The sequence below is a fragment of the Paraburkholderia sp. SG-MS1 genome (genome assembly GCF_012275575.1).
Taxonomy (GTDB): Bacteria; Pseudomonadota; Gammaproteobacteria; order Burkholderiales; family Burkholderiaceae; genus Paraburkholderia.
This window is the reverse complement of record NZ_NPIH01000136.1, coordinates 64,203-83,685: the sequence shown is the minus strand read 5'-3', so window position 1 is coordinate 83,685 and position 19,483 is coordinate 64,203. Positions and strand designations below refer to the sequence as shown.

12 protein-coding genes are annotated in these 19,483 nt (G+C 57.8%); 2 read left to right on the top strand and 10 right to left on the bottom strand.

All coding sequences use genetic code 11. From position 1 onward, the window contains the following. Positions 1–364: 364 nt before the first annotated feature. From CIC12_RS10765 to CIC12_RS10720, 10 genes are all read right to left on the bottom strand, one after another. A complete protein-coding gene (locus tag CIC12_RS10765; protein ID WP_168664098.1) occupies positions 365–529 on the bottom strand; it encodes a hypothetical protein in 165 nt (54 codons plus the stop codon). 330 nt (positions 530–859) lie between these two features. Next, positions 860–2,110, bottom strand: a complete 1,251-nt coding sequence (locus tag CIC12_RS10760; RefSeq protein WP_168664097.1) for an RNA-binding domain-containing protein — start codon at positions 2,108–2,110, stop codon at positions 860–862. Between the two features lie 11 nt (positions 2,111–2,121). Further along, positions 2,122–4,779 (bottom strand): TrlF family AAA-like ATPase, encoded by a 2,658-nt coding sequence (locus CIC12_RS10755; protein WP_168664096.1) that lies wholly within the window; start codon positions 4,777–4,779, stop codon positions 2,122–2,124. 120 nt (positions 4,780–4,899) lie between these two features. Further along, positions 4,900–7,680, bottom strand: a complete 2,781-nt coding sequence (locus CIC12_RS10750; protein WP_168664095.1) for a DEAD/DEAH box helicase — start codon at positions 7,678–7,680, stop codon at positions 4,900–4,902. Further along, positions 7,680–8,204: a hypothetical protein gene (locus CIC12_RS10745; protein WP_168664094.1), complete on the bottom strand. Its 525-nt coding sequence runs from the start codon at positions 8,202–8,204 to the stop codon at positions 7,680–7,682. Before CIC12_RS10745 ends, CIC12_RS10750 begins: the two co-directional genes overlap by 1 nt. Next, positions 8,201–11,452, bottom strand: a complete 3,252-nt coding sequence (locus CIC12_RS10740; protein WP_168664093.1) for a DUF1156 domain-containing protein — start codon at positions 11,450–11,452, stop codon at positions 8,201–8,203. Before CIC12_RS10740 ends, CIC12_RS10745 begins: the two co-directional genes overlap by 4 nt. Positions 11,453–11,460: 8 nt before the next feature. After that, positions 11,461–12,456 (bottom strand): alkaline phosphatase, encoded by a 996-nt coding sequence (locus CIC12_RS10735; RefSeq protein ID WP_168664092.1) that lies wholly within the window; start codon positions 12,454–12,456, stop codon positions 11,461–11,463. After that, positions 12,456–15,182: a DUF499 domain-containing protein gene (locus tag CIC12_RS10730; protein ID WP_168664091.1), complete on the bottom strand. Its 2,727-nt coding sequence runs from the start codon at positions 15,180–15,182 to the stop codon at positions 12,456–12,458. The genes CIC12_RS10735 and CIC12_RS10730 overlap by 1 nt, the downstream gene beginning before the upstream one ends. A 136-nt stretch (positions 15,183–15,318) precedes the next feature. Continuing rightward, on the bottom strand, positions 15,319–16,620 hold the full coding sequence (locus CIC12_RS10725; RefSeq protein WP_168664090.1) for a toll/interleukin-1 receptor domain-containing protein: 1,302 nt from the start codon (positions 16,618–16,620) through the stop codon (positions 15,319–15,321). Then, positions 16,617–17,516, bottom strand: a complete 900-nt coding sequence (locus tag CIC12_RS10720; RefSeq protein WP_168664089.1) for a WYL domain-containing protein — start codon at positions 17,514–17,516, stop codon at positions 16,617–16,619. Before CIC12_RS10720 ends, CIC12_RS10725 begins: the two co-directional genes overlap by 4 nt. A gap of 349 nt (positions 17,517–17,865) precedes the next feature. On the opposite strand from CIC12_RS10720, the gene CIC12_RS10715 reads away from it, so the two are divergent. Both CIC12_RS10715 and CIC12_RS10710 read left to right on the top strand, forming a co-directional pair. Then, positions 17,866–18,399: a hypothetical protein gene (locus CIC12_RS10715; RefSeq protein ID WP_342030521.1), complete on the top strand. Its 534-nt coding sequence runs from the start codon at positions 17,866–17,868 to the stop codon at positions 18,397–18,399. A gap of 104 nt (positions 18,400–18,503) precedes the next feature. Next, positions 18,504–19,469, top strand: coding sequence for a DUF932 domain-containing protein (locus CIC12_RS10710; protein WP_168664088.1), 966 nt, complete (start codon positions 18,504–18,506; stop codon positions 19,467–19,469). Positions 19,470–19,483: the final 14 nt, after the last annotated feature.

The window sequence follows — 19,483 nt, the reverse complement described above, 5'->3', positions numbered from 1 at the left end:
TAGCTTTGCTAGCTTGTGTAGAAACGCAAAAACCGGCTAAAAGCCGGTTTTTGCGTTTGATCAGATCTGGTTGGGAGGAGGACTACCAAACTAACCGAGAAGGCCCCTGATAAAGCGCGAGAATTGAAAAACCCACGTGGGAGTTGCCCCCAAAGTTGCCCCCAGCGTCGCCGAACTGCTATAAGAAGCCGTTGGATTCCCTCAGACAAGCTTCTAAACCTTCAAACAGGCGCCGTTGCGCGATCGGTTCGCAATAGTGACTCGCACGCAGGGACTCCCGCCGGACTTGAACGCCGTCGGGTAGTGAGCGTGGTTTGCTCTTCAACCACTCACACCCGCCCTTTGTGCTCCAACGTCTCGATGTTCAGAACGAGGCGGTTACGTTCGCAAACTCCTTAAATTTGCGGTCGCGCACGTCGCCTTTGGAGCCCGACACCTCGAAGGCGCCTTCGAGCTCGCGGCGGCTTGTCAGCTCGCGCAGAATCAGTGCGGTGCCGATGGCTTGCCAGCTCCACTTCGTCAGCCCCATAACCGCGCGCCGCCGCGGTGATCACGCGGTGCGTGAGGACAACTTGCGAGGTAAGCGGCTGCGAGAGTACAAGAAGTTCTCAAATCCATTGCCATTTCTGGCGAAGCGGAAACACGGTTAGTCACCATGCCCCCAAAATGCCCCAAAAACCCTTCGAAACTCTGGTTCGAAGCCGCTCTTTCTTACGCCAGACCGTTGGACAAGACACCTATGTCCTGAATTTTACCTGAGGCTGGTCTTCTACGGACGGCGTTGGACGCGGATGGACGTTCGGCTCTACGTCCAGGGGTGCTAGCCTTCAGCTCATCGAGTTTGACCGGCGACACAGCCTTACTTTACCCCTTGTTCGCGCCGAGCAGGGATCGACAGATTGAGGTAGTCGTCAGTCAGTACGAACTCTGCATCCCTTCCGGCGTAGCCCCTTGTGAGAGGCATAATCTTGCGGCGCACGCCCATACCACGAGCATCCACGTAACCATAATCGCGCATAATTTCGACGATGATCGGATTCCGCGGTGATCTCTGCCCCGCCAACATCTTCTCGATCGTCATCGAATTTTGTAGAGCCCCCGGACTTGTTACTTCGAGCCGGTCCGAGTAGTTGACCACCTCAACCTCCATCGAACGAGTCCAGTCGCGATGAACAAGTGCATTGAGAATCGCCTCGCGAACCGCGTCGGATGGGTAGCGATAGGTGGATTCCCGACGCAGCCCATCATTAATCTCCCTCCCCTCCTCGGAAATAAACGGACGCATCCGATCAATCAAGCGTTCAAGCAACCCGTCTTCGACGATGTGTCTTCCGGCACCTGGCGCGCCCTCCCAAAGGGCAACAAGTGGACCATCCAGTACGGTGTCGTCCTGTGCCTGATAGTCTTTTGTGTCACCGGCGAAAGACATCCAGCGTATCCCAGCGTAACGCAGGCAACGACGCGGGCTACGGCCGAACAACACCAATCCGGCTATTGTGCATACAGCCGGGCCGTCAGGGCGTCCAACCATAAATCCTAAGCCTGTCAGCCGCAGCACCCAATCTTCGACAGATTGCGGCGCCAATCGGTCGCCTGCGACATTGACTAGGTAATCGCCAAGGCGGCCCTGATCCAGATCATCCAAGTTGCTACCAGATACCGGCAACACCTCAGCATGCAGCATTCCACCGCTTTCAAACAATCTAGCCTGCTGCTCCCTAGTTGCTAGTCGTGATGTGCTGCCGACACGGATAAAGATTTCTTCTCGATTATTGTTACGGACCACATAGGGCTTAGCTGTACCCTGAGTAACCGAAATAAGGGCCACACGCTTGCCGTCGTCGAACGCCACCTCTTCGTAAAATGGTAACGCCAGCGGATGCACGTATCGTCCAAATACGGTGTCCATAACCCACAATTCCAAGTCACCACGCTGAATACCGCTGATGGTGCCATCGTCCTCCACACCCAACAGCAATTTGCCACCCTGAAAATTTAGCAGAGCGACAATCTCTTTCGCTAACTGCTCTGGACGCAGGTCGTCCCGTTTGAACTCAACACCTGAGTTCTCGCCATTGGCGATTATTTCCAGCAATTCAGATTTCAGCATAAGACATCACCTCAAAACTCATACTTCTCTTTGCGTTGGATGAACGCATCTCTTCCGCCTTCGAGGATATTGGCTACCTGATCGCGAATGACGGGAACGTCAATCGAACCCTGAGCATCGAAACTCAATGCCCCATGGTTTTCGACCGCCGTGAATACGCCGATCCACTCGGCGTCACCAAAGACTGGGATATTGGCGTTGTGTGTGGCGAACAGAAATTGACGATTGATTTTCGCCGCGCGTAATTCGTGCACGATGCGATCGGCAATAAAAGCGTTGTCCAGATTGTCTTCGGGTTGATCCATTATGAGCGGATCGACATTTTCCAGTAGCAGCATGTGCAAGATCGCCGTGCATTGTTGGCCAGTCGATAGCTTGTCCAATGGCCGAAAAACCGCCGGCACCTGACCATGCGACACGTTTAGGGAAATATCTACCCGGTGGTCAAGCTCCAGTGCCTCAAGTTCCATGAGGCGAGACGCAGGCAGCTTTGTCAATGCGTCCGCAACCAAGGGCGTCAGCCCCCAATCAACTTGAAGCTCTGCAGAACCGCTACGGATTGCCTGCGCGAGTGCTGAAGGGCTGATGACATCCCGCTCGTCGATCCAGGACAGCCGCTTTTCACCTATGCCTTCAAGTTTGCTGAGCAACAGGAAGCTTTTCAACGGTGTTCGATCAGCACCAGGCACAACTTCAACCTTCAGTTTTCCTTCGAGACGCCGATTCAATTTCTTGGCGGCACCCTGCAAACTCCGGGTTCGCTGCTCTCGAAGATCAGACAATTCAGCAAGCAGATTTCGACGCTCCTGCTGTTGGGATTCAAGTAACTTCGCGTGATTAGCCACCCGAGTTTCTAGCGGCCTGATACGCTCGATGTCCTGTAACAATCGCTGATAAGCCGTTCCGACCTCCGGCCCACTTTTCCCAGCCGTAGAGGGAAGGCTGCGCAGAGCTCTTTCAAGCTCTTGCTCACCTTGTGTGATTGACTGCGTCCACAAAGCTAGTTGTGCGGCCAATTGCTGCTCGCCGTTTGCCAACTCAGTTGTCAACTCTATGCAGTGTTGTTCGAAACTCTCTCGCAGTCTGTCCAAAATAGTGCGCACCGGACTGAGCAGCGCTGCATTCGGCAAATCCTCCAAAGCTTTATCGCTGATGAAGGTCAGATCGGGCATATTGTCCCGAAGGCTCACAACACTATCATGCAAGCGGCGAATTTCGTCGTGGGTACGTTCGACAATCTGCCTCTCGCGAGCAAAAAGCGGTGTCCTGGCAAGTTTTTCCTGTATCCCTAACACCTGAAAACCTTGCAATTGCTCAACCAGCTTGGGCAAGCGCGCAATCTGGGCTTGCAGGTCATCGACCTCACCCAAGTTCTTGACTAGTTTCTGCTGATTCTCTTGTAAGCGCCTTTTGAGAACAGCGTTTTTCTGAGCGTAGTCGCCATCGCCAGGCAGGAAGCGATCCAGCAATTGAATACGGCTCTGCTCGTCCTGCGCAAGTTCATAAATTTCATTCTGGCCATAAATATCGATACCTGGCAACAGGTCGCGCGGCTGTAAAGTCGAGACATTGCCGCTCCCGTCAGGTACGACCTCACGCACGATTGGCATTTCACCATAGCGTCGAGAAACACGATAGCGCTTGCCATGCTGCGAGGAGGAAACAATCTCTACTTCTATCCGGCCTGATGCCCTACCCAAGTTCTCTTTGATGATCTCCAGGTGCAGTTTATGCGCTTGCTTGCCTTTTGGCGGGATATCCAACACGTAACGCAGGCACTCCAGTAAGGTAGATTTACCCGTGCCACGCCCACCAATCACAGTGTTCAAGTGGCGGGAGAAGGCGATCTCCACACCATCAAGATAGCCGCCCGAAATGGTCATAGACACGATCTCGCCAGCCGTCACCTCTGGCTTTTGCGAGTTCAGACGTATACGTGACTCTGGGTCGAGGAAAGCGACTTTGAACGCATCAAAGGTCGGCTTCGTCATCTTGATCCAGCAGGAGGCACTTGGATCATCAAGGTCAGAAGGTTTGGCAACATCCTTGGCGTTGATGACCGCAATCGGACGCTCGCGCTTCCAATTGGGATCTGTGTTCAGAACGATGCTCTTGAACTCTGGTGGCAGATCATCAACAGAGCCAGGAATCTGTGCAGCCTTGACCAGATCGCTGCGCTGCCAAGTATGAAGTGACTTTTGAACCAAAATTCCACTTGCCTGTGTCGCATGCGCTGCATACCAGAATCCACCCAGCTCTTTGATCGTCTCGGCCAGTTTAATGCAACCAAGCGTTGAGGGACGCACCTTCTCCTCGGGGTCCGTCAGATGCAGGCTTCCAAGATAACGGTTCAATTGATCCTTGGTCGTACCTTCGGGGAATAGACAGACCATGTGAATTTTCTCGGTTGATGCGATCTCAAAACCGGGAAAGACGACGATGCCGTGCGGTGTCAGCACGTTGCGTAGCGCATCAACACTGTCAACGCTGCCATGATCGGCCAAACCAACAACCTTGATATCTAGCTCCTGGCACTTTGCCAACAGTGCCTGGTTGTAGTCAGCCTCGCTCATTCCATGCTCGTTGCCCCGGTAAGCACTGTTGTAGCCAACCGGATTCACTTGCAAGGCGCAACGCCAGAAACGGGCATAGGTATATTGATCGATCATTTTCCCCTCGGTAATACCGTCGAATGTGGCAACGAGGCCTTGAACGCGGAACGACAACCTCAATTGACGTCACACACTAACTGAACTGCACGGGTAATCGGTTCCAGGTGCGCGCCCCTGCTAGACAGTCTCAATCCATCCGACCAAATCAGCTTCGTAAGCTTGGCCAGTTTTCACAAGTCCCCTGTGAACCAAATCCCGATGCAACATGGGCTCTATGACTGTTGCGAGCCTATCCAAAGCCTGCTCGCGTCTCATTGCTGGCGCGGATGGCTCGGCGTGGAACAATTGATCGGCAAATTTCTCCATGGACGGTGAACGCTTACCCTCCGCATCGACCGCCAGCGGTATGACGAGCGAGCGCTGGCGGTGCTTCTCGTCGGTAGCAACCACATGCCAAAGCGACAGCACGCCGAGGCGTCCTGTCGAGCCTTTCACGGACAAGCCCAAGTCCTCAGCCGCCGTCGCCCTAAGGGCATCAAGGTAGCCAGCGATCAGCGGATGGTCGAGGCCGAGCAACGATAGACGCTCGTCGGCCAAGGCCCGGTCGCGGTCAGTCACGAAGCTGGCTTCGACAGTGGCTCCATCGGCGCCCACGACTTGCCACGCACCGGGACCGGCAGGCACGAACTTCTTGCCATCCAATTCGACGGCCGCTTGGATGAATCGCTCCAACGCTCCCATGCCTGCCGACGTGTCCGACAGCGGCTTATATTCGTCGATGTTGAAGCCTCCGAGGTCTTGGAACAATTCAAAGACCACAGCCTGCGCCTGGCTCGCGTTGGTCATCGCGGCCTCCAACTCGACGCGCGTGCGTTTGAGCTCTGGATCGCCAAGCGCCTCGGCGTAAAGCTTCTCGTAGCTCAGACGCTCGGAGAGCTGACCCAAGATTTGGGAGCGCAGGTCCTCGGCCATCTCGCCGCGCTCATCGACCTTGCCCAGCGTCTTGGCGATCTCGGTGAGTTTCTCGTCGAGCAGCAGGAAAATCTTGCCCTCGATCGTGTCAGACAACACCAGGTTATACACTTGGGCGGTGTGCTTTTGGCCGTAGCGGTGGATACGCCCGATTCGCTGCTCCATGTCCATCGGGTTCCACGGCAGATCGAAATTGAATAGCACGCGGGCGTGCTGCATGTTGAGCCCCTCGCGACCTGCGGCGGTACAGATCATCACGCGTGGCCCATCTGCCTGCTTGAAGCGCTTTTCGGCCGCCGATTTGCTGCCATGGTCGCCGCCTTTGAGGACCACCACACCTTGGCCCGGATACTCGCGCTCAATCATCTGGCCCAGCATCTCGACGCTGCCTAGGTAGGTCGCAAAGATCACAACGCGCTCGCCCGCGTCTTGTCGCCAGAGCGCTCCCAATGCCAACAACAGCTTTTGGACCTTGGTCTCGGGCTCCTCGGGAAGCCTGCGCAGCAAGTCCTTAATGCGCAGTCGCTCCTCCGGCAAAGCTAGGGCTACCGAAGCCACAGCCGAATCCTCGGTCGCCGCCAACGCGACCTCGTCGGACACGCTGGAGGCCATATCCATGGCCTCCTCGTCGAGCTTCTTCAAAATCCTGCGTTGGACGTCGCCAAGAGCCTGATCGACCTCGATATCGGCTAGGCGGTCATTCCCAAGGCGCAGCTCCGAGCGGATCAAGTCCTTGGCCTCGCGCAAGGATTCGTCGCGGCGATCGATGTCCCGGCTTTCGTCGTGCATCAACGCCTCGTGGACCGTCAATGCAATGAGCCGGCGGCGCAGCGTGCGCGCCACCGCCGCGAAGCTCGACGCGGCGATCTTCTGGAAGATCGTCATCACGAAGCCTAAGGCCATCCCCTTGTTGCCCTGCCTCTTCGCCAGCGCGAAGCCGTCCTGCAAATATTCATTGAGTCCCGCGTAGAAGAGACGTTCGCGGTCGCTCATCAAGAACGACTCAGTGTGGACCCAGCGCCTAGCGAACAATGCCGTGCTATCGGGCTTGCACGCGTCGGCCTTGGTCCGACGTACCACGACCGAATTGAGGCGGTGGCGCTCACGCACCATCTCCTCGGGGGAGTCGAACAAGGTGGAATCCAAAAGCTGAATCAGCATCCAGAATCGAAAGTGGTCGCCCTGGTGGGGCGTTGCCGACAGCAAAAGCATGTCGCGGCTATGGTCGCGCAAGGACTCGGCCAGCTTGTAGTTCTCCGTCTTTTTGACCTTACCGCCGGACTTGAACGCCGTCAGGTGATGGGCTTCGTCGAACACCACCAAATCCCACTTAGGTGCCTCTTCGAGCTTCTTCACCCGGGCCTTGCGCTTCAACGTGTCGATGCTGGCGATGAGGCGGTCATGCTTCGCGAACGCGTTGGACTTGCGGTCGGTCACGTCGCCTTCGGAGCCGAACACCTCGAAATTGAGGTTGAACACCTCATTGAGTTCGCGGTGCCAGTTGTTGACCAGGCCTGCGGGGACCACCATCAAGGCCCGTTTGAGCTCGCCACGGCTGGCCAGCTCGCGCAGAACCAGCGCGGTCTCGATGGTCTTGCCCAATCCCACTTCGTCGGCCACTAGAAAGCGGCGTGGCGCCGTGGTGGTCACGCGGTGAGTGAGGACGACCTGATGAGGAAGCAGGTCGATCTTAGCCGAGGTGAGAGAAGCCGCGCTCTCCATCAACGGCAGGACATGGGCCTGCCATGCCAGCCATGCCCTGCGAGCCTTGTCGCGGCCTTGGCCGACGTTAACGACGGCCCGCTGGGCCTTGCCAAACGCGGGCAGGAGCGAATCCACCGCAACCTGGCGCTCGCCGCCTTGGAAGAACACACGCGCATAGCCGTCGGAGGCCGCGGATACGACGACGCCCTCGCCAAATTGGTTATGCCTTACGCGCTGGCCAGGTTGGATGACCAGCTCTGAAGCGCCCGCCAATGCCGACATCAGGAGATCCGCTGAAGGTAGTAGCCAGCGAAGCGGGCGACGCCGTCGACCTTCGTCCGAATCTCTTGGCTGTTGGGCTCGGAGCCGTTCCAAAGACAGCGGCCGATCGGAATTTCGCGCTTGCCATGGGCGGCACTGCATTTCCAGTAGGCCGCCTGCTCCGCCTGGCGATATTCAAAGCGCCGAGCATCGGCGAACCAGAAAATCAACGCCGCCTCGCCACCTCCAAAGGCCACCTCCCGCTGAAACGAGGAAATCATTGGGTAGATATGGGCTTCAAGCCATGCGACGGCGGCGTCTGGGTCGAGCGGATCAAGGCTGCCTTCGAGGCCGGCGACCACCAACGCGCGGTCCTTCACCAACAGGGCATCCACCCCCTTCCAACCTGAGGCACCAAGCATACAGAACTGCCGCAGGCTGACCGCCTCCTCGGGTTTACAAAACGACGCGAGCCTAGGCACATCCCACAGAATGCTGTGACCTTGGCGCGTCCACGTGTCGATTTCCATCGGCGCGTTCTTCATGCCGTCTCCCCGAACATGTCAAATTGCTCCTGCGCCGCTCTGACCTTCGCCTTGTTCTCTCCAAGCCATCTAGCGTAAAGCTGTTTGGCTATGCGGGCGGCAGCTTGGATCTCGCTAGACCCGCCACGATTCGCCATCCAATCGAGCAAGTCAGGCACGGCCGGATGCGGATCGAAATTGGGGTTGTTGAGAGTTTCATCGACCCGCAACCCGCTGTCCTTGAAGCAAGCGCCGACTAGGAAAAGCGTCTGGTCCAAATCGCGCGACATTCCCTTGCGGTGCTTTCCGCGCCAGCCCTTGGCGAATTCAAGCGGATCGCACAGCCGATAGATCTTCTTCTCCTCCGAGCACCAGCCGTATCCCTCAAAGAGCGACGGCGCAGTGCCGGTGCCGCGCAAATACTTGACCATGTCGTTGCGATCTACCGCCACCGATTTGTCGTAGATCCGCAGAAACTGCCGAGTAAGGACCTCGGCAAGCACGGGCGGGGCGACGCCAGCGTCATCGCGCTCGTCGTCCAGGAGTTGATGGATCCCGGCGAGCGCTTCGAGTAGCGTGAATTCACGGCCCTTCTCAACATACACATGGCCGTAGTGGCGCGAGTAGTATTCCAGCGCCTTGCCGCGACGGATAACCTCCAAGTCGGCCCGAGGCAAGCCGCTGGCCTGGTGCTGCTCCAAAAGCCCTTTGAGGTCGCGCACGTCATCGACGATCTTGCGGCGCAGTTTGGCCCAACTGATCGGGGTCGGATCGTCCACGCGCTTGCGGCAAACGTGGATGATGTCGTATTCGATGGTCTTGGACCCGAATTCTCCTTCGCCCTTTGTCTCGTCGCTGCGGATCGGATAGGTGGCTTCCAGATAGAAGCCCGCGTCAAACAGGCTCTTCAAGACGCCAACCCACGGTTCATCTTCACTGTGGTGGAACGTGAACGACAAAATGCCACCGGGCTTCAACATCCTGTGCGCCTCTTTCCAACAGGCCGTCAGTAGGCGTTCGTAAAAAGCATCAGGATCATCGGGATGTCGCGCTTTGTTCGAAACAGCCTCCAGTGTCTTCGGTGTGTATTCGCCCGCAAAGACTTCTGGATATTTGTCCTTCAAACACAAACGCATCCAGACATAGAAGAAGTCAGCCAGCTCAGAGTAGTGAAGCAGCCCTCCGAACGGGGGGTCTGTAATGATCAAATCGACAGCGCTTGTAGACACTGCAGCGAGATCAGTGGACGACCCGCAAAGGATTTGAGCTCCTGGCAGAACAGGATCGCCGCAGTAGACTTTTTCGCTCTTACCTGACAGCGATTTCGCCAAGGCAGGATCGTGTGCCGCAATAGCGGCATTGGGAAGCGCTTCCCACGGCGTATCGCACCAATCGAGCCCTTGCAAGACCCCTTCGACACACGAAGCCCAATTGCCTCGTCCCAAGTCTGAGAAAACGCAATTCTCAACAACTGTACTCTTTGGGTGGTAGTTGTTGTTGCTCATGTGCGGAGCCATGCAATCTCTGCTGATGTCCCAAAAGCAGAACATGTTTTGATTGCGGAGGTACTGCTGAAACGCTCCCAACAATGCTTCCCTTGCTGCCCAACCGATTTCTGGCAACACCTCAAGGATCGCCTTCTCCAATTGAGTCAAGACGAGCATTTGTCTCGGATTGAACATGTCCGACCAACGCAGATAGCCATGCTGAGGCAATGGCTGGCGTTGATGAGTCATATGGCCAAAAGGAATTTCACTCCTTGGCCATAGCTGAGCCAAGTCGACATCCTTTCGACGCTCCCACTCAAAGAGGCTATCACTGATCGCCTCAATATTTGGTTTCGCGAAATATCGCCCTCCGTAGAGGCGCCCTTCTTTGTCGCACTGAGGGCAATAACACTGCTGAGCAATTGGCGCAACAGCGGCAGTCTTTCCCGACGACCCGACACTTTGAACCAATGCTTGCTCTCGACCGCAGGTCGCCTCCTGGCATGCAAATCTTGCTTGCCTTGGTATGTTCGAAGCAGCGGTGCTGAACCGCACCCCAGTATCCGGGCACACAACTTCATCTGGCAAAACACCGCGAACTTCAACGTATCGCAGTGTCGTTGCCCGGGCTCGCAACCAGCGCTCGGTGGACGCGGCGTCATCGGTCACGCTGCCTCCGAACACTCCTTGGGAGTCAACGCCTTCAACACCTTTCATCCAATCGGGATGGACCAAGAGAGTCAACGCAACCCTCTTGCTCTTGCCCTTCCCAAGATTTATAGACGAACCGTCGATCCGAGCCTTGTAGTCGACATGCACCTTCCCGCAAGTAGGGCATAGAAAACGGCCTTGCTCATCCATCGCCGAGAAGAGCTTCTCGCTTGGGCTTACAACGAGCGGAGCGTCGGAAGCCATGCGGGCGGGCTGCTGCTCAACATCGAAAACACTTCCGCATTCGCAATTGAAATCCGACCAATGCTTGACCGTCAACTCCTTAATCGAGATGACGGGCGATCCCAGTATAGGAGTTCGATGTCCGCAGCCAGGAGCGCTGCAAGGGCCGTGCTTGACCCAGAAGGTGTAAATGACCTCTGGTCCTTCGTAACGGTACTTGGCTCGCTCATCGGGCTCAACTCCAAGCCCGTTGAAATCAGCAGGCGCCTGCTCTCCTGTGAGACTGCTGAACCAGCGGCCTTTGTGCCCGTGGGGACAAGTGGTCGAATAGCTTGGAATGATTAGAGGTTTGACCCGCTCTTCCACCGCCGCGATAAGCTTGCGGACCTCTGCGCGATCGGTTCTTGTGATCTCATTCTTGACAACGAACCACGCCACTGGGTTTAGATCGTTGCCAACCATCTGCATGCCAAGCCGAGCCCCCTCCACTACGGTCGTGCCACCACCCATAAAAATCTCCGCGACCTTTATCGACTTGAAGGCGCCCTTCTTCTGGTGATTTGCGTAGTAGGTGTCCCACACCGCCTTGGCGGCATGCTGCTCATCATCGGGTGCCTTGGTCGCGGCTGCAATCAGCATCGAACGGAACACGCTTGAACGACGGCGCGCCCACCACTTGGACATCTGATAGACCGGCTTGCCGGAGTTGCCTTCGATTGCGGCCACCTGATTGACAGGCAGAATCGGAAAATCGACTTCCAAGCAAGTCTTGGGGCGATTGGGATCTGAGAAATCAACTGTTTCAAGAGCGACTGCTCTCCCCGCGCCAACCAGGGCGGCGACCTGTTCACCTAGCAGCTCCGCCTTATTTTTTTTCGTAGTAGCCATCTGTTCTTTCAGAGCACCCGCGAGAGTTCGATGAATGGCACGGCGACTTCCAACAACGAGATACCACCGTGAGATAAATTTTTTCGTCCACCCTGGACGCTCCATGCCCTGCGACCCAAAGCAAAGCGATAGTCCCCGCGAACGGTAGTCAATGGAAGATCAACAGGCGGAAGCCAATGGGACGCAGCATTATCGGCATTCGACGCAAAACGCTCGGCCCCGAAGGTTTTTTGAAAATATTCCTTTTGCTCTTGGTCGAGGACATCGCTAAATTGGCCGGAGGCGGCGTATCCATGATCGGCCGTGATGATTAGACGGCGACCTGTGGCTAGCCGTTCGACGAAGGTCCAAAATTCATCGCCAGTCAAAACAGTCTTCGCATCCTCCGCCAGCTGCCGCAACCCAGGCCCAGGGCCGGAAAGATCATGCATAAGACTGTCAGGCCAGTCATGCCATACAAACAGATCTGGATGATTAGGCAACGTGTTGGCGCATTCGAGCCACGGTTGAGCAAACAGAGCCGTGGCCGCGCCCGCCAGCTTCAATGAGCCGACTTGGCCAGAAGTCAATACGGAGCGCTGCGACATGCCGAGCTCTTTTGCAAAGCTGGTGGTGTCGCTGGGGAGCGCCGACCCCGTCGCCCGTCCCCCATGAACTTTGAAGCCGCGCTTTGGAGCCTCCTGCAAAATCCAAGGCGCCTCGCGCAAGGACAACGCATCCAGAACCAGGACAGCCTTCGAGCCAGGAGAAGCGGACCAGAAATCCTGCAAGGCCTTGGAGGTCTTGGGCGCGCAGACCTCAAAGTGCGGCCAAAGATCCCAGGCGGCACTCGACAGCACCAGGTCGAGGCCTTCGATGTCCTTGTCTCGACGCACCATTTCGGAGGCAACATCGCCGCTGACAGGCTGCGACATGCGCTCCCACACATCGGAGAAAACGCCCGTCCACACGACGCTTGGCTCCTGGACAAGCAGCGATTGCAAAGATTCGGCGGTCATAGCCATCAGAATTCCTCCTTATCCGCGTCGAGCCCATACGAGAGGCCATCAGGCAGATTGCGGATCAACTGCTGCAATTGCGCACCGGTGAGCTTCTCGACTTTGATCGAGACGTTGCGCACCGTCGTCGCCGGTCCCACATGCCAGGTGTCCACGACTCGGCTGAGCAGATTGAGTCCCGAGGTAGGCGCGCTTTCAAGTTTGGTGGTGATCGGCGTGTGAGTTCCGGCGCCACCTCCTACTGTCGGCGGATCGCCGAACGGATTTTGGGGCGGCGCGTCGCCCGGAGCAGGCGCGCCGGGAGCGCCTGGGACTGGCACGATGCCAGGCAAACTGCCAATGCCTCCCACGGGCAGAACAATGGGCGTCTGGCCAGAGCTCGACGGGGCCGAGCCAGGCTTGGAGAGCGTGGTGTCTTCGAGCTGTTTGCCGGTGACGTTGAAGTCGCGCTTCATGCGTCGAAGAGCGACATCGCTGGGCTCACCGGGAACCACCTGCAGGCTGTTGAGCCCACGTGCATGGATAGTGATCTGGCCAGCGGCGCAAACGGCCAATACCGAGTCTTTCGCCTCAGCCTCACCTAACCAAGGAATGCAGTCGAGACCGCCGCCCCGCGGCTCGCGAAGCTCGGCCAACAGCTTGGCCATAGACATGTTCTTTTCGGCGAAGCTGACCACCAGCTCATCGAAATCCTCATCGACGAACAAGTTCTGCTTGATCTTCTCTTGGATGGCCGCCGGTATCTTGTCGCCTTTGGTTCCGTGAGGCTCGACGCTGAACACGCACTTGGACGAGTCCTCATGGTTCCAGACCGACAAGATGGCGAAACGATCGAACCGCTCGGCGATGCGCGTCTTCAACGTGCCAAGAAACTCGGTGGACAGTGCCTTGTAGGCAGGCTCGTCCTTGGCCCATCCCTTGGCGAGACTCGCGGCCCTGGCCGCCAAGATCAGCTCTTTGTCCTGGTAGATGGCCGACGCGCCATCGCTGCCCTTCTTGGGCAACAGAAAACGCACCGTATTGCGATTAGAGCCTAAGAATTTTTTGAGCCACGCGCCCAACGCCGCATTGAGCTCGACCGGATACGCCGGCAGGACAATCAAAGGAATCTTGTTGTCCCACACGTTTGGGCGCAGCGACTCTTCTACCTCATCCCACGGCGAATTGTTCCATTCACGCTTGAGCACAATGGTCCGATACATGCCGCTGACCTGCGCGTCGCCGCCGATGGCGTGGCGAATCTCGCTGGCCAGGAAATCGACGTCCTCGCCGTTTTGGAACAGCTTGTCGTTTCTGGCGTGAGCCATCAGCCGCGTGCGGGCGTTCTCCTCGAGCTTGAACACAAGGCGCGAGCCGGTCTTGTGGATGTTATAGCTGTTGCTCTCGATAGAGGCGAGCTCGGCTTGGAAAGCGTTGTCGTCGAGCCTCGCGCCACGCGTGACATCGATTTGCAGCGTCTCGGGATCGGCGCCGACGCGCTGATTGTCCAGCGACAAAGAGCGCAGCCACAGCGACGTGAGAATCTCGCGTAAGTGCGGAACGCCCGTCAGATCGCCGCCCAAGGCCTCTTGGACTGCCGTAAGGTTGCGCAGCGCGCGGTCGCGAAGCTGCTTGTGATGGTCGATGCCGACGTTGTCGATCAGAGCCGCCGCGCTGCCACGGTCATCGCCAGACAGCTCGAAGTCGGCCGGTGTGATCACCGGAATAGTGTCGCCTGCTGTCTTGAACAGTTCGACCAAGATGCGCACCAAATCGCGCGTGCCTTGTGCCTTGATGGCGAAGATGATCTCGTCGTCCAGCAGTTGAAGCAGCTCCGGCGAGAACGGCCAGGCCTCGACGAAGCGAGCCCGATGCTTGTCGACCTCGCTCGCGGGGCGCTGACCCAGCCGGATGAACTCGGATAGATGAGGCTCGATCAGCGGGGCAATCTGGGCCTCAGAGATGTTGATGCGGTTCTCGAAAATCCGATACAGCAACAAACGACGACGGTCGTGCTGGGCCTGCTCGCCCTTGAAATCGACGCGCACGGGATTGACGCGGAAGAGCTGCTGGGCGGCGTTAGAGCTGCCTTCGCGAACAGACACCACGAGCGTCAAGAGTTCGGGGTTGTTCTCTGCGATCTCCGACAAGAGCTGGATGAAATTGAAGGCCCACACTTGGCGAGGCTCCTGGGCGTCGCTGAGGCCATCGAACCAGGTTTGGAACTCGTCGAGCAGCAGCGCGCAGGGCTTGCTTTTGAACATCGCCACCAAAATGTCCTTCCCTGGAACCTCGGTGTTTTGGCCTGCCCAGACGCCTCGGGCATATTCGCCGTTGGGATGGCGCGCAAACAGCAAATCCCATAGGTAGGCGAAGCGCCGATCGTGCAGCGGCTCGGCTATGACATGGCGCGCGCTGTGAAGCCCAAGCTGTGCGAGCTCAGGACGGCCCAGCTTATCGGACCAGTCCTTGAGCCAAGCCTCGCCCGCCTCGGGGTCGCGCAGCAAATGACAGAGAGCTGCCATCAGATGGGATTTGCCTTGGCCCTTATCACCGATGAGGACTACCGCTCGGTTCGAGTCAGGGGCCGCCGCCTTGATCGTCTTGATCAGATCAACAGACGGATATGTGATGCGCAAGAAATCTTGGGCGGTCATGTCCAACGCGCCGGTCTTGGCGTCGTTGGTAAAGTCAATGGTCGTCCCACGGAGCCTGGCTCCCTTGAACTCATCGCGCAGTTGCAATCCAAGCATGTTTTTCCCTTTTGGGTTTTCTATGTTCTGTGCCCTGCCGATACTCAGATGTAGTAGCGGGACGGCAATGGCGGCAGTTCGCTTTTCAGAGGCGCCGCCGTGAGTATTTCTCTAACCGAGTCGGCAATACGCAGCGTCACGGGGACCCCGTCCCCGTAGATGCATCCGTCGTAATTGAGCTTGGTAAGCGCCAAGACATCTGCCATGACCTGCTTGATGTCGGCCACGCCCTTGCTGATTTCGATCGACAAGGGGTTTGGCACCTCGCGCCCGGCGTAGGTTTGCAATCGCGGCACGAACCCCTTGGTCCACAGGAATGCCTTCCATGGTGATGGGCCTTCGCGGGAGCTTCCATGGGCTTGCCTTGTTCGTCGGTGAAGACAATAGTCGAGCGGAGTTCGATTCGCCAAGGATCATCAAACGCCGGAACCATACCAACGGCATAAGACCAATTAGCCTTGCGCTTCTCACTTCGCCCGTGCAACGCCTTCTTACGAGTGCGCCCATCGACATCAACGAAGGCAGTCCGCTCGTCCTTAGTCAACTCAGGTGTGACATAGAAAACCTTACGTCCACCGGACTGCTCGTGCATCCCGAAGTCCTTAGCCTCCATCGCCAGCTCCCACGCCTGACGAACCAGATTGGCGGCACGCTTGCGCGCTTCCCGTTTAGAGACCGGCTTGTCGCCAAGGACACAACCCTCCTCAATGAATGTTTTCGTGTCGATGGTCCCGGCCGTTTTGAGCATGGCGGACTTGGCCATCAACGTCACGAGGTCGGCTCCTTTCGCGAAGCCAACAATCCAGTCTTCGTGCTCAGACCACGGCAGCCCAACGTTCTCCTGCGTAAGCCTGATCTTGCGCTCGCTTCCCAAGAAACGGGCGGTCTCAAGCGAGGGCGGCAGCGACAGCATGGGGAGCCAGCTAGACTCAAGCTTCTCGGGATGCTCGGTTCGAAGAATCGCCCCCTCCTTCATTTCGGCCAACCAATAGCGCGCCAAGGCAGGATCGGGCGCGGAGACTTTGGGTACCTTTACTTCCTCCAACGTACCCAACAGCGACGCCAAGCCCTTGTGCCAGCCACTGGCGAAATCCATGGCATTCTTTGGGTGGATTGCGATCGGGAAAAGTTGGAAGTCGAAGTGATCGATGCGTAGCGGGATGACAAACCCCAGCAGCGATTTTTCGATCGTGGCAGCCACGGCCCATTGATCCTTCACGCCCGACTTACCTACCGCGACGGTCGATACGACCGCGAGGAACCTGAATGAGTCGTTCCGAATCGCGCTCTCGATCTTCTCGCAGAAGATGTCGCCGCCTTTCAGACGCGCCAAGTCATGCCAGACCCTACAGCCGGCAAGCTCGAGCTTCGAGCCGAGCCATCGTGTGAAAGCGTTATGTTCAGGGGTTGCGTGAGCGATGAAGATCGTCTCTTTCATACGAGCGCACCTTTCACTTCCGACACAACTGCAACGCCTGGCGCCATAGCCGCGCTTTCAACGCCATAGAGCGTGGGAGTATTACGAAGCCACAGATGGTGAGATGCCGGGTCCATCTGATGGTCCGGGCTCGAATCTATGGACCAACGACGCAGCAAGTACCCCGCCAGAGCCGCGCGCGTCTTAATACGCAACACGCCGTCGCTCATGGCATAGTCGGCCTCAATCGCCTTAGGCCATTGGGCCCCAGGATGCGGCACTAGCTCCATATCCACGATCCGCGTCCATTGTTCGTCAGCCGCCAAGAGCTCACGCGGTTCGGCCTCAGAGCTCAACTCTTGCGCCTTGGTGATGCGAGTTAGCACGAAATCGGAAAACCGCTGGCACTCGCGGTCAAACGAGCGAACGTGCCAGCGCAAACCATTGTCAGCCAATGCGACGGGCACGATGTCGCGGCGCTTCGCTCCGGACGATAAAGACAGGTAGTTAATACGGACCGGACGCTTCGCGCACAGGGCTCGCGTGATGGTCGCAAGGACTCCCATGTCCGGTCGTATAAGTTGCCCCGGCCCCTCGCATGGTGCGGCTTGCCTTAGACCCAATTCGAGCCCATCCCCGAAGCCGTTTAGCAGCCAAGCCAGCACACGTTCCGTACGAAATTCATAGACAGGCTTGAACCGATCTGTGGGCCGGTAACAGCGGGCGACTGCGTCGTAAGCCAAGTTGTCCGCGGCGACTCCTCGGTAGACGCTCAGATCGCGAGATGCGGCAGCGGGCTTGATACCAAAACGCGCTTCAATATCACTTCGCCGGAGCTCTCCGGTGAAAAAGGCCCGCAATTCTAGAAATGCCAGTCGCTCGCGCTGCGTTTGCGACACCCCGGAGGCTTCGATCATGGTCCCTCTCAATTTGGGCTCGACGCCCATAAGTAACGGACGTTTTGCGCGAATTTTGAGAAAGGATACCATGGCTATCATTTTGATACGGTATCCACTATCCCAAACGAATTCCAGTTTGCGCTAATAACGGTCACACTTTGAGGCGTGCATGTATCCCTAGGTCACACTCAAAGAAATCTGAAACCTATATCACCGCTCCGAGCATGGCAGCAACTTGCCGCTCCGCCCCTGCGATTTCGCTCCGGCGCACCTCCTTCATGGAGTCTAGTGATGCTTCCCACTCCTCCCCTCGAATATCTGATCGCCTTCGTGACATGCTTCGCCCTCGGCGCGCTATGGACGATGTGTGTCGGTTGCTACGCCGGCCACGTCCGGCGAAAGTCGACCTGCCGTGCCTGATCGCCGCCCGCCCTACCCTCCACACGACGAGGACGACGAAGACGAATGGCTTCTGGAACAAATGCGCCTGCGCAGCCCGGAGTTTCCCGACGAGTCGCCAGTACCGTTCGGCCGTGAACTCCCCCGCTATCGCCCCGATACAGGCGAGATGATCTACGTCTGTTCGGCGTGTGAGTCATTCCGTACGGAGCCGCGCCACATTGCGCGACGCATCGGTGGTGCAATCGGCGCCACCGCCGGCGGCACCAGCGCGGCCGCTGCAGCCCTGTCCGGCGCAGAGATTGGCGCGGCGGCCGGCACGCTCGGCGGCCCCTTCGGCGTTCTGTGCGGCAGCATTGCCGGCGCAATCATCGCGGGCCTGGCCGGCGCAGCTGCGGGCTGCGCGACGGGCGCAGCACTTGGCGAAACCATCGACCGGAACGTGCTCGACAACTGGCGCTGCCGCGCCTGCGGACACACATTCTCGATCCAGCCGGACTGATCCGGTTTCCATTTCCCCCTCTCCGATTTTCCCGATCTTTCCCTGCTGTTTCCCCTGATGCCCGGCCGTGTGCTGGGCTTTATGCACTTCTCTGGAGGTTTCAAATGCACCTGGTTCAATCAATGGCCTATGTTGGCGACACGCCGTGGCATGGCCTCGGCAATCCCCTTTCGCCGAAACAGCCGATTGAGATATGGCAGAAACAGGCCGGCATGGACTGGACGATCGAGTCGGCCGACGTTCGTTTTGTCGCTGGACAAGCCGGTTCAAGCCTCGGCTCGATCCACGCGTTTCCCGAACAGCGCGTGCTATACCGCTCCGACACAAAAGCTCCCCTGAGCGTCGTTTCATCGCGCTATGCCGTGGTGCAGCCGCGCGAAATCCTGGAGTTCTATCGCGACCTCACCGAAGTCGGCGGCTTCGAACTACAGACCGCTGGTACGCTCAAAAACGGCAAAAAACTGTGGGCACTCGCCCGTACAGGCCAGTCCGTCTCGCTCAAGGGCCGCGACGAGGTAAACGCCTACCTGCTGCTTGCCACCGCCTGCGACGGCACGCTCGCGACCACCGCCCAATTTACGTCCGTTCGCGTCGTGTGCAACAACACACTGCAGATCGCCCTCGGTGATTCGGCTGGTGCGGTGAAGGTCCCACACCGCTCGCAGTTCGACGCTCAAGCCGTCAAGCGTCAACTCGGCATCGCGATTTCGTCATGGGACGGCTTCATGGTGCGCATGAAAGCCCTGGCAGATCGCAAGGTGAGCGACACAACTGCCGAGGCGTTCTTCCGCCGCGTGCTGACGTCCCACGCCAGTTCAGGAGTGCCGATGCCAGCCACCAACGACAGCGCAATCAGAGCGGTGCAGTCCCTGTATGCCGGTCGCGGCAAGGGCGCTACGTTGGAGTCTGCATCGAACACGGCATGGGGTTTGGTGAATTCGATTACCGAATACGTGGACCATCACCGCCGTGCACGCAACGACGATAACCGGCGCGACGCCGCCTGGTTCGGCGCTGGCAATGTAATCAAGCAGCGCGCGTGGGACGAGGCGATAAAGCTGGTTGCCTGAACCCATGTCCATGA

Coding starts and splice junctions, on each gene's coding strand:
- CIC12_RS10765 (WP_168664098.1), bottom strand. CDS start 529: ATGGGGCTGACGAAGTGGAGCTGGCAAGCCATCGGCACCGCACTGATT.
- CIC12_RS10760 (WP_168664097.1), bottom strand. CDS start 2,110: ATGCTGAAATCTGAATTGCTGGAAATAATCGCCAATGGCGAGAACTCA.
- CIC12_RS10755 (WP_168664096.1), bottom strand. CDS start 4,779: ATGATCGATCAATATACCTATGCCCGTTTCTGGCGTTGCGCCTTGCAA.
- CIC12_RS10750 (WP_168664095.1), bottom strand. CDS start 7,680: ATGTCGGCATTGGCGGGCGCTTCAGAGCTGGTCATCCAACCTGGCCAG.
- CIC12_RS10745 (WP_168664094.1), bottom strand. CDS start 8,204: ATGAAGAACGCGCCGATGGAAATCGACACGTGGACGCGCCAAGGTCAC.
- CIC12_RS10740 (WP_168664093.1), bottom strand. CDS start 11,452: ATGGCTACTACGAAAAAAAATAAGGCGGAGCTGCTAGGTGAACAGGTC.
- CIC12_RS10735 (WP_168664092.1), bottom strand. CDS start 12,456: ATGGCTATGACCGCCGAATCTTTGCAATCGCTGCTTGTCCAGGAGCCA.
- CIC12_RS10730 (WP_168664091.1), bottom strand. CDS start 15,182: ATGCTTGGATTGCAACTGCGCGATGAGTTCAAGGGAGCCAGGCTCCGT.
- CIC12_RS10725 (WP_168664090.1), bottom strand. CDS start 16,620: ATGAAAGAGACGATCTTCATCGCTCACGCAACCCCTGAACATAACGCT.
- CIC12_RS10720 (WP_168664089.1), bottom strand. CDS start 17,516: ATGATCGAAGCCTCCGGGGTGTCGCAAACGCAGCGCGAGCGACTGGCA.
- CIC12_RS10710 (WP_168664088.1), top strand. CDS start 18,504: ATGCACCTGGTTCAATCAATGGCCTATGTTGGCGACACGCCGTGGCAT.